Origin of the sequence: Mitsuaria sp. GD03876 (genome assembly GCF_029840635.1) — a bacterium.
GTDB lineage: Bacteria > Pseudomonadota > Gammaproteobacteria > Burkholderiales > Burkholderiaceae_C > Roseateles.
Window position 1 is genome coordinate 124,867 of the sequence record NZ_JAOCCU010000014.1, and the last position, 9,474, is coordinate 134,340.

Below are 9,474 nucleotides of genomic sequence, written 5' to 3' on the forward strand. Positions count from 1 at the left end.
AGTTCAACCATCGGGCTTACCCGGCGTTCACCCCTGCTCCCTCATCACGGCCAGTTCAGGTCAATGCCGAGCATCTCGCCCAGGCCGAAGGTCAGAAGCAACAAGACCGCGAGCAACACGACGAAGACCACGACCACGGTCACGCCCGCGCGGAGCACCGCGCGCTGCTTCGCCGCACCGTTCTCCTTCCTCGCCTGGTCGTAATGCCACTTGATGGCGAAGAACATGCCAATGGCCAGCACCGTGCCCTTGAACACGATGAAGACTGTGGGGACCCATTCCATGATTCGTGATGGCCTTCTCTGTCGAGCCGCCACTGTGCGCTCGGCGGCCCAGAAAATACAGATTCAGATTCTTCCAAAAACACCAGATCAGATGGGCATCTGAGAGGGAATCCACAGTGAGCGGACTGTTGCCCATACAGTGCGATCGTTCCACGCACGGGCCATATCAGCCTCCCTCTCATGAAGCGCTACGAAGTCCTCGCCGACGACTTGGCGGCGTCCATCGCCGCGGGGCAGCTGCGCCCCGGAGACCGTCTCCCCTCGGTCCGCGAAGCGAGCAAGGACCGCGGCGTCAGCCCCTCCACCGTCTTCGAGGCCTACTACCTGCTCGAGGCCCGCGGCCTGATCGAGGCGCGGCCGCGGTCCGGCTACTTCGTGAGCCAGGCCGCGATCCCGCACCCAGAGCCCCACGCCTCGGACCCGCTGGCCGAGGAGCGCAGCGTCGAGGTGTCGGAACTCGTGTTCCAGGTGCTTGGGCTGTCGCGCAACCGGGCCGTCGTGCCGCTGGGCTCGGCCTTCCCGAGCCCGACCTTGTTCCCTCTGGACAAGCTGGCCCTGGCGCTTGGCAAGGCCGCGCGCGGGCTGGACCCGTGGCGCACGGTCGAAGACCTGTCGCCCGGCAGCGCCGAGCTGCGGCGCCAGATCGGCCTGCGCTACCTCGGCGCCGGATGCAAGGTCGACGCGGACGAGATCGTCGTGACCAACGGCGCGATGGAGGCCCTGAACCTGTGCCTGGAGGCGGTCACGAAGCCCGGCGACCTCGTCGCCATCGAGTCGCCGACCTTCTACGGTGCCTTGCAGGCGCTGGAGCGACGCGGGCTCAAGGCGGTCGAGGTGGCCACCCATGCGCGCACCGGCGTCGACGTGGCGGCGCTGGCGGCCGTCCTCGACCGCCACCCGGTCAAGGCGTGCTGGCTGATGCCGAATTTCCAGAACCCGCTGGGCAGCCTGATGCCCGACGCGGCCAAGGCGGCGCTGGTCGCGCTGCTCGCCGAGCGCGAGATCCCGCTCATCGAGGACGACGTCTACGGCGAGCTGTATTTCGGCTCACGCCCACGGCCCGCCAAGGGCTGGGACAAGACCGGCCTGGTGCTGCATTGCAGCTCGTTCTCGAAGTCGCTGGCGCCCGGATTCCGCGTCGGCTGGGCGGCCGCGGGGCGGTTCGCGCGGGATGTCAGCCGCCGCAAGCTGATGAGCTCGTTGGCCACCCCGGTGCCGATGCAGGAGGGCTTGAGCGAGTACCTCCGGCGCGGCGGCTACGACCGCCACCTGCGACAGCTCCGGCACGCGCTCGTCACGAACCGCCAGGCCATGCTGAGGACGATCGCCAAGTGCTTTCCGACAGGTACCCGCGTCACGCAGCCGGAGGGCGGCTACTTCGTCTGGGTCGAGCTGCCCGCGCAGATCGACGCGCTGGAACTGCACCGGGTCGCCCTGTCGCATGACATCGGCATCGCGCCGGGGCATCTGTTCTCGGCCGACCGCCGCTTCACGCACCACCTGAGGCTCAACTTCGGGCATCCCGACAACGCGCAGGTCGAGGGCGCGCTGAAGACCTTGGGGCAGATTGCGAAGGCGCTCGTGCGGTGAATCTGTCGGCGACCCTGAAACGCAAAACGCCCGGCGAGCGTTCAGCGCGAAGTCTTCGGTGCGGTCCGCCGCGGCCAGGCCGGACTCACGATAGATCTCCAGATCGGCAAACCCGCTCACACCGAGCGCTGGACCTCGCTCGCACGCTCCCACGCCACGACGCGGTTGCGCCCTCCTCCTTTGGCCTCATAGAGCGCCGCATCCGCCTGGCCGATCAGCGCCTCGCCGAGCGCCGCCGCCGACTGCCGCGTCGACCCGTCCGGACGGATCGCCGCCACCCCGATGCTGGCCGTCCACGACACCACGTCGCCTGCCTCGCTGAGCATCGAGGCCTCCTGCACCGCCTGCCGCAGTCGTTCGGCGAAATGCCCCGCCTGAAGCAGGTCCGTGTCCGGCAGCAGGATCGCGAACTCCTCGCCGCCGAGCCGCGCCACGAGATCGGTGTCGCGCGAGTTGGCCGTGCAGGTGTCCGCGAGCAGGCGGATCGCGCGATCGCCGGTGGGATGGCCGTGCGTGTCGTTGATCCGCTTGAAATGGTCGATGTCGACCATCATCAGCGCGCACGAGGTCCCCTGCCGCGTCGCACGCCGCAGCTCGCGCCGCAGCAGCACCTCGAAATGGCGGCGATTGGCCACGCCGGTCAGCGGATCCGTGTTGGACATCTGCTCCAGCTGCCGCTCCAGCAGGTGGCGCTGGTAGTAGCCGCACGACAGCGTGGCGCCGACCAGCGCGATGATCACCGCCGCCGGTCCCACGATGACCCCGTACAGGTCCGGCTGGAATCCGGGCAGCCAACCCGCCCCGGCCAGCAGCGGCGGAAGCGCCGTCACCACGGCGATCGCCAGCCAGCTCAGCCAGATCGGCAATCCCAGGCAGCCCATCATGGCCACGAACGGATAGAAGCCGAACAGGCCGGTCCCCTTCGCGAAGGCGCCCTCCAGCGTCCGCAGGATCGACAGCTCGTAGACCTGGCTCGACAGGCACACCGCCATGAGCAACAGCGCCACGCGCCGGTAGCTGTGGATCCGGAGCGTGGCGACACCCGCCGCGCAGATGTACAGGAACCCCGCCCGCTCCCAGCCCGTCTGCCGCGCCCCCACCGGATCGAGGACCTGGTCCAGTGTCCAGTTCGTCGCGCCCAGGATCCCGACCAGCACCAGGATGACCGCGGTATAGACCCGGTGGTCGTCGAACTTCTTCTGCAGGTAGACGGGGTCGGTGTTGTGCCGAAAGTCCGCCACCAGGCAGCGCGCTGCCGCCGCGACGGTCTGGCGCAAGGTCCGTTGTGCCTGGATGTCCGTCATCGCCACCTCGATCGATTCGCCTTGGGGGTCCGGCCCCGCTCAGGCGCCAGCCGGCAGCGAGTATCGATCCGATGGGCTATGCCTTCACGTTTGGCGCCTTGAACGTCCCCTTGGCCCTCGCCGCCGAGGCCTTGGCCTCGTCGAACTCCCAATGCCAGGGCTCGCCGGTGACCGTGCGCACGAAACCGAACGACGTGGCATGCCGCTTCAGCCATTCATAGGTCGGATTGCCGTCCCCTCCCGCCACCGGCAGGTCGAAGGCGATGCCGTTCTGGTGGTTCGAGAACCCCGGCCTGGCCGCCTGGTTGAAGTTGGGCAGCCCCTTCTGGAAGCCGTCGAAGAGCAGCTTCTGCTCCCCGTACGAGCGAAAGCCGCTGTTGAGCGTGACGACGATGCCGTCGCCCGCCGCCGCCGCCACCAGGTCCTTGTACGGCCCGACCGTGCTGAGCGCCACGCGCTCGATCTCCAGCTTCGAATCGACGATCGCCGCCAACTCGATCTGCCCGATGAACGCCCCGCCCGACCACGCGGCGTTCGGCCCGAAGCGGCTCGCGCCCGCCTCCGGCGCGACGCGCTCCAGCGTCTCGTTGACGAACTTGCCGTCCAGGTTGCGCGTCGACGTCCAGCCGAGCGCCTTGGCGCCGTCAGCCGACATCGCCCGCCCGAAGACGATGCTCGTCTTGCTGCCGGCCTCCGCCAGCCGCACCTGGTCGATGCGCACCGCCGTGCCCCGGGGGATCGTCTGGAAGCCCCCGCCCGGCGCGGGCACGAAGCTCATCAGGTCGCCATCGCGGCGGATGCGCGCGTCCGGATCGGTGACGGTGAAGGTCCGGTCTCGAAAGCTGTCGGCGAGCGGCACGGCGTCTCCTGGAGTCGCCGCACGACGATAGGCTCGGCCGCCGCCGATGGCGAGCCGCCCGGCCGAGGCTCGTCCTCAATCGAGAGGATGAAAGGAGGAAAGGATGAAAGGAGGAGAGGACGCGCGGACGAACGCGGAGACCCTCAGCCCTGGCCGTCCGCCAGGTCCAGCTCCCAGAACTCCCCGATCAGGTCCAGCCCGAAGTTCTGGTACGGCTCGCTGCCCACCAGCCGGTAACCCGCCTTGCGATAGATGTGCTTGGCCGCGTCGAGCTGGCTGTTGGTCCACAGGCGCACGCGCCGGTAGCCGGCCTCGCGGGCGAAGCGGTGGCATTCCGCCACCAGCCGGTCGCCCAGCCCCAGCCCGCGCGCCGACGGCTCCACCAGCAGCAGCCGCAGCTGCGCCGTGCCCTCGACCGGCTCGTTCGTCGCCTCGTCGCGCGCCTGCACCAGCGCCACGCTGCCGATGTTCACGCCGTCGCGCTCGGCGATCCAGAAGGCCTCGCGGCGCGGGTCGAAGCGCTCGATGAAGTCCGCCGCGATGCGCGCCACCAGCGCCTCGAAGCGCATGTCGAACTGGTACTCCCGCGCATACAGCGCGCCGTGGCGCGACACCACCCAGCCCATGTCGCCCGGCCGGTGCGGCCGCAGGATGAAGCTGCCCTGCGCCGGCCGCTCCTTCGGATCCTCGAGCAAGCCCTGCACTCGCCGGAACGCCTGCAGCAGCTCGGCCTGCTGCGCCTCGCCGAGCGCCCCGAGCAGCTCCCCGACCTGCTCCCTCGAACGCTTGTCCAGCGGCTTGAACGCCTTGCGTCCGGCCGGGCTCAGCTGCAGCAGCGACTGGCGGGCATCGACCTCGCTGCGCGTCGCGCGCACCAGGTCGCGCTCCTTCAGGTCGCGCAGCAGGCGGCTCAGGTAGCCGCCGTCCAGGTCCAGCAACCGGCCCAGGTCGGTCGCGGTGATGCCATCGGCCGCGTCCAGGTGGGCCAGTTCCCACAGGATGCGGCACTCGGTCAGGCTGAACTCGGAGTCCAGCAGGCCCTCGTTGAGCACGCCGATGCGGCGCGTGTAGAAGCGGTTGAAGCGGCGGACGGCTTCGATGCGATCGACGTCGGTCATGCCGCGCATGGTGCGCGATTTACTTGCTTTTGGCAATCAATTGGTTGCCAAGTCGATTCAGTGACCGTCCCGTGTCGATCGCATGTCCGCCCCCTGCTCCGCCGCGGCGCGCGCGATGCGCCGCCGCGACACCTCAATGCCGAGGCGTGCGATTCGTGTACGCCGGACGCGCGGGCCGGATCGCCGGCGCGTTGTGGCTCGCCACGAAATTGCCCGGTCTTGCCGCCAGCAATACCGCCAGCAGGTCGGTCACCTTCAGCGGCTTGTAGAGCAGCCGGTTGAACCCGGCCGCGCCGGCCGTCTCGTCGGTGATCTCCGGCCCGCCCCCGGTCAGGCAGACGTACATCACGTGGCGCCCGCCTTCGGCGTCGATCAGCTTGGCCTCGGAGACGACCTCCAGGCCGTTCATGTCCGGCATGTCGAAATCCACGAACACCAGCTCCGGCTTGAACAGCTTGGACAGCCGCAGCCCGACCCGCCCGCTGTAGGCCACCGCCGTCGCGCAGCCGTAGCAGCGGAACAGTTCGCTGAGGCTCCGGGCGCCCTCGGGGTCGTCGTCGATCACGAGGACCCGCAGCGCGTGTGGCGATGTATCCGGCACGATGAAATCTCCCTGAATGCAACACGACGAAACAGAGGCACGGGCGCGACGAAGCGCGGGCGGCATCGCCGTCCGTCGATGCCCCCTGCTGGCAACCCGCGTGCCCGCCCCGCCCCTCCTAAACCCAGGGCCCACGGCCGCGGCGGCGCGGCTAAAGTCTTTCGGTTGAGCCGCGATCAGACGGCCGGGAGTCGCCTCATGAGCGTCTTGGAAGAAGGTGTGGCCGTGGTCCCGGCCGAGCATCTCAATGCGATGTTGCTGGCGCTGCATGCGCTGCGTCGCGGAGATCCCGACATCCGCCTGCCCTTCCACTGGACCGGCGTCGCCGGCAAGCTGGCCGATGCCTTCAACGAGGTGGTCGAGCAGAACGCCTCGATGGCCGCCGAGCTCGCCCGGCTGCGCCAGGTCGTGGGCAAGGAAGGCCGGCTCAAGCAGCGCGCGGCGCTGCCCGAGATGCGGGGCTTCTGGGGCCAGCAGATCGACTGCATCAACGCCCTCATCGACGACCTCGTCCACCCCACCAGCGAGGCCGCGCGCGTCATCGGCGCCGTGGCCGAGGGCGACCTCACCAAGTCCATGGCGCTGGAGGTCGACAACCGCCCGCTGCAGGGCGAGTTCCTCCACACCGCCAAGACCATCAACCGCATGGTCGAGCAGCTCGGCGACTTCTCCGCCGAGGTGACCCGCGTCGCCCGCGAGGTCGGCACCGAGGGCAAGCTCGGCGGCCAGGCCGAGGTCAAGGGCGTCGCCGGGACGTGGAAGGACCTGACCGACTCGGTCAACTCGATGGCCGGCAACCTCACCGACCAGGTCCGCAACATCGCCGACGTGACCACCGCCGTCGCCCAGGGCGACCTGTCCAAGAAGATCGAGGTCGACGTCAAGGGCGAGTTCCTCACGCTGAAGAACACCATCAACACGATGGTCGACCAGCTGCGCTCCTTCGCCTCCGAAGTGACCCGCGTCGCCCGCGAGGTCGGCACCGAGGGCAGCCTCGGCGGCCAGGCCCGCGTCGAGGGCGTGTCCGGGACGTGGAAGGACCTGACCGACTCGGTCAACTCGATGGCCGGCAACCTGACCTCGCAGGTGCGCAACATCGCCGACGTGACCAAGGCCGTGGCCGCCGGCGACCTGTCCAAGAAGATCACCGTCGACGTCAAGGGCGAGATCCTGGAGCTCAAGAACACCGTCAACACGATGGTGGACCAGCTGCGTTCCTTCGCCGCGGAAGTGACCCGCGTCGCCCGCGAGGTCGGCACCGAGGGCAAGCTCGGCGGCCAGGCCGACGTGCAGGGCGTGGCCGGGACCTGGAAGGACCTGACCGAGTCGGTGAACTTCATGGCCGGCAACCTGACCTCGCAGGTCCGCAACATCGCCGAGGTGACCACCGCCGTGGCCGCCGGCGACCTGTCCAAGAAGATCACCGTCGACGTCAAGGGCGAGATCCTGGAGCTCAAGAACACCGTCAACACGATGGTGGACCAGCTGCGCTCCTTCGCCGCGGAAGTGACCCGCGTCGCCCGCGAGGTGGGCACCGAGGGCAAGCTCGGCGGCCAGGCCGACGTGCAGGGCGTGGCCGGGACGTGGAAGGACCTGACCGACTCGGTCAACTCGATGGCGTCCAACCTGACCTCGCAGGTCCGCAACATCGCCGACGTGACCAAGGCCGTGGCCGCCGGCGACCTGTCCAAGAAGATCACCGTCGACGTCAAGGGCGAGATCCTGGAGCTCAAGACCACGATCAACACGATGGTGGACCAGCTCTCCTCCTTCGCCGCGGAAGTGACCCGCGTCGCGCGCGAGGTCGGCACCGAGGGCCGCCTGGGCGGCCAGGCCACGGTGCGCGGCGTGTCGGGGACCTGGAAGGACCTGACCGACAACGTGAACTTCATGGCCGGCAACCTGACCGGCCAGGTGCGCGGCATCGCCAAGGTGGTGACCGCCGTGGCCAACGGCGACCTGGCGCAGAAGCTGACCGTGGAGGCCAAGGGCGAGATCGCCGCGCTGGCCGACACCATCAACTCGATGACCGACACGTTGGCCATCTTCGCCGACCAGGTCACCACCGTCGCGCGCGAGGTGGGCGTCGAGGGCAAGCTCGGCGGCCAGGCCAAGGTGCCCGGCGCCTCGGGCACCTGGAAGGGCCTGACGGAGAACGTCAACGAGCTCGCCGCCAACCTGACCACGCAGGTGCGCGCGATCGCGGAGGTGGCCACCGCGGTGACGCAGGGCGACCTGACGCGCTCGATCACCGTCGAGACGCAGGGCGAGGTCGCGTCCCTCAAGGACACGATCAACGAGATGATCCGCAACCTCAAGGACACGACGCAGAAGAACACCGAGCAGGACTGGCTCAAGACCAACCTGGCCAAGTTCAGCCGGATGCTGCAGGGCCAGAAGGACCTGGTCACCGTCGGCCAGCTGATCCTGAGCGAGCTCGCGCCCGTCGTCGGCGTGCAGCAGGCCGAGTTCTACGTGCTCAACATGCGCGGCGAGATGCCGCGCCTGAAGCTGATCGCCAGCTACGCCTCCGGCGGCCTGGCCACGCATGGCAAGGAGCTCGCGCTCGGCCAGGGCCTGGTCGGCCAGTGCGCGCTGGACCAGGAGAAGATCCTGCTGGGCAACGTCCCCAGCAGCGCCTTCCGCGTCGCCTCCGGCCTGAGCGAGAGCGCGGCGATGGAAGTGCTGGTGATGCCGGTGATCTTCGAGGGCCGCGTGCGCGGCGTGCTGGAGCTGGCCTCGCTGGAACGCTTCAGCTCCACCCACCAGGCCTTCCTGGACCAGCTGACCGAATCCATCGGCATCGTGATCAACACGATCGAGGCCTCCACGCGGACCGAGGACCTGCTGATCCAGTCCCAGTCGCTGGCCGAGGAACTGCAGCGCCGGCAGCAGGAACTGCAGCAGACCAACGGCGAGCTGCAGGAGAAGGCGCAGCTGCTGGCCCACCAGAACCAGGAGGTCGAGCGCAAGAACACCGAGGTCGAGCAGGCCCGCCAGGCGCTGGAGGAAAAGGCCGAGCAGCTGGCGCTGACCTCCAAGTACAAGTCGGAGTTCCTGGCCAACATGTCGCACGAGCTGCGCACGCCGCTGAACTCGCTGCTGATCCTGTCGGACCAGCTCTGCAAGAACAGCGAGGGCAACCTGACGCTCAAGCAGGTCGAGTTCTCCAAGACCATCCACGCGTCCGGCAACGACCTGCTGATGCTGATCAACGACATCCTGGACCTGTCCAAGATCGAGTCCGGCACCGTGGCCGTGGACGTCAGCGAGCTGCGGCTGGACGAGCTGCAGCGCTCGGTGGAACGCAGCTTCCGGCACTTCGCCGAGTCCAAGCACGTCGGCTTCGCCGTCGAGGTGGAGCAGCCGCTGCCCAAGTCGCTGGTCACCGACGTCAAGCGGCTGCAGCAGATCATCAAGAACCTGCTGTCCAACGCCTTCAAGTTCACCCACCAGGGCCAGGTCACCTTCAGCGTCACCGCGGCGGCCGACGGCTGGTCCGCCGACCACGAGGTGCTCAACCACGCGGGCCAGGTGATCGCGTTCTCGGTCTCGGACACCGGCATCGGCATCTCGGCCGACAAGCAGCAGATCATCTTCGAGGCCTTCCAGCAGGCCGACGGCTCGACCTCGCGCAAGTACGGCGGCACCGGCCTCGGGCTGGCCATCAGCCGCGAGCTGGCGCGGCTGCTCGGCGGCGAGATCCGGCTGGTGAGCG

Annotated in this window: 7 protein-coding genes; 2 read left to right on the top strand and 5 right to left on the bottom strand. The window is 68.7% G+C overall.

The window, feature by feature from the left end; all coding sequences use genetic code 11:
• Nucleotides 1-44: 44 nt before the first annotated feature.
• The gene (locus N5D62_RS11320) at nt 45-284 is read right to left on the bottom strand and encodes a hypothetical protein (RefSeq protein WP_279757873.1); all 240 of its coding nucleotides are present in this window, start codon (nt 282-284) and stop codon (nt 45-47) included.
• Between the two features lie 180 nt (nt 285-464).
• Between N5D62_RS11320 and N5D62_RS11325 the strand changes: the two genes are divergently transcribed.
• The gene (locus N5D62_RS11325; protein WP_279757874.1) at nt 465-1,874 is read left to right on the top strand and encodes a PLP-dependent aminotransferase family protein; all 1,410 of its coding nucleotides are present in this window, start codon (nt 465-467) and stop codon (nt 1,872-1,874) included.
• 116 nt (nt 1,875-1,990) lie between these two features.
• Here the strand turns inward: N5D62_RS11325 and N5D62_RS11330 are convergent, their stop codons facing one another.
• From N5D62_RS11330 to N5D62_RS11345, 4 genes are all read right to left on the bottom strand, one after another.
• On the bottom strand, nt 1,991-3,178 hold the full coding sequence (locus N5D62_RS11330) for a GGDEF domain-containing protein (protein ID WP_279757875.1): 1,188 nt from the start codon (nt 3,176-3,178) through the stop codon (nt 1,991-1,993).
• 76 nt (nt 3,179-3,254) lie between these two features.
• Complete coding sequence (locus N5D62_RS11335; RefSeq protein WP_279757876.1) at nt 3,255-4,037, bottom strand: M15 family metallopeptidase; 783 nt, start codon at nt 4,035-4,037, stop codon at nt 3,255-3,257.
• Nucleotides 4,038-4,180: 143 nt separating this feature from the next.
• Nucleotides 4,181-5,155: a helix-turn-helix domain-containing GNAT family N-acetyltransferase gene (locus tag N5D62_RS11340; protein ID WP_279757878.1), complete on the bottom strand. Its 975-nt coding sequence runs from the start codon at nt 5,153-5,155 to the stop codon at nt 4,181-4,183.
• 133 nt (nt 5,156-5,288) lie between these two features.
• Nucleotides 5,289-5,756 (bottom strand): response regulator, encoded by a 468-nt coding sequence (locus N5D62_RS11345; protein ID WP_279757880.1) that lies wholly within the window; start codon nt 5,754-5,756, stop codon nt 5,289-5,291.
• Between the two features lie 198 nt (nt 5,757-5,954).
• On the opposite strand from N5D62_RS11345, the gene N5D62_RS11350 reads away from it, so the two are divergent.
• The coding region (locus N5D62_RS11350) for a HAMP domain-containing protein (protein WP_279757881.1) at nt 5,955-9,474 on the top strand (3,520 nt) is incomplete at its 3' end.

What these genes read in the sequence shown, in the direction of transcription:
- N5D62_RS11320 (WP_279757873.1), bottom strand. Translation starts at nt 284, where the DNA reads ATGGAATGGGTCCCCACAGTCTTCATCGTGTTCAAGGGCACGGTGCTG.
- N5D62_RS11325 (WP_279757874.1), top strand. Translation starts at nt 465, where the DNA reads ATGAAGCGCTACGAAGTCCTCGCCGACGACTTGGCGGCGTCCATCGCC.
- N5D62_RS11330 (WP_279757875.1), bottom strand. Translation starts at nt 3,178, where the DNA reads ATGACGGACATCCAGGCACAACGGACCTTGCGCCAGACCGTCGCGGCG.
- N5D62_RS11340 (WP_279757878.1), bottom strand. Translation starts at nt 5,155, where the DNA reads ATGACCGACGTCGATCGCATCGAAGCCGTCCGCCGCTTCAACCGCTTC.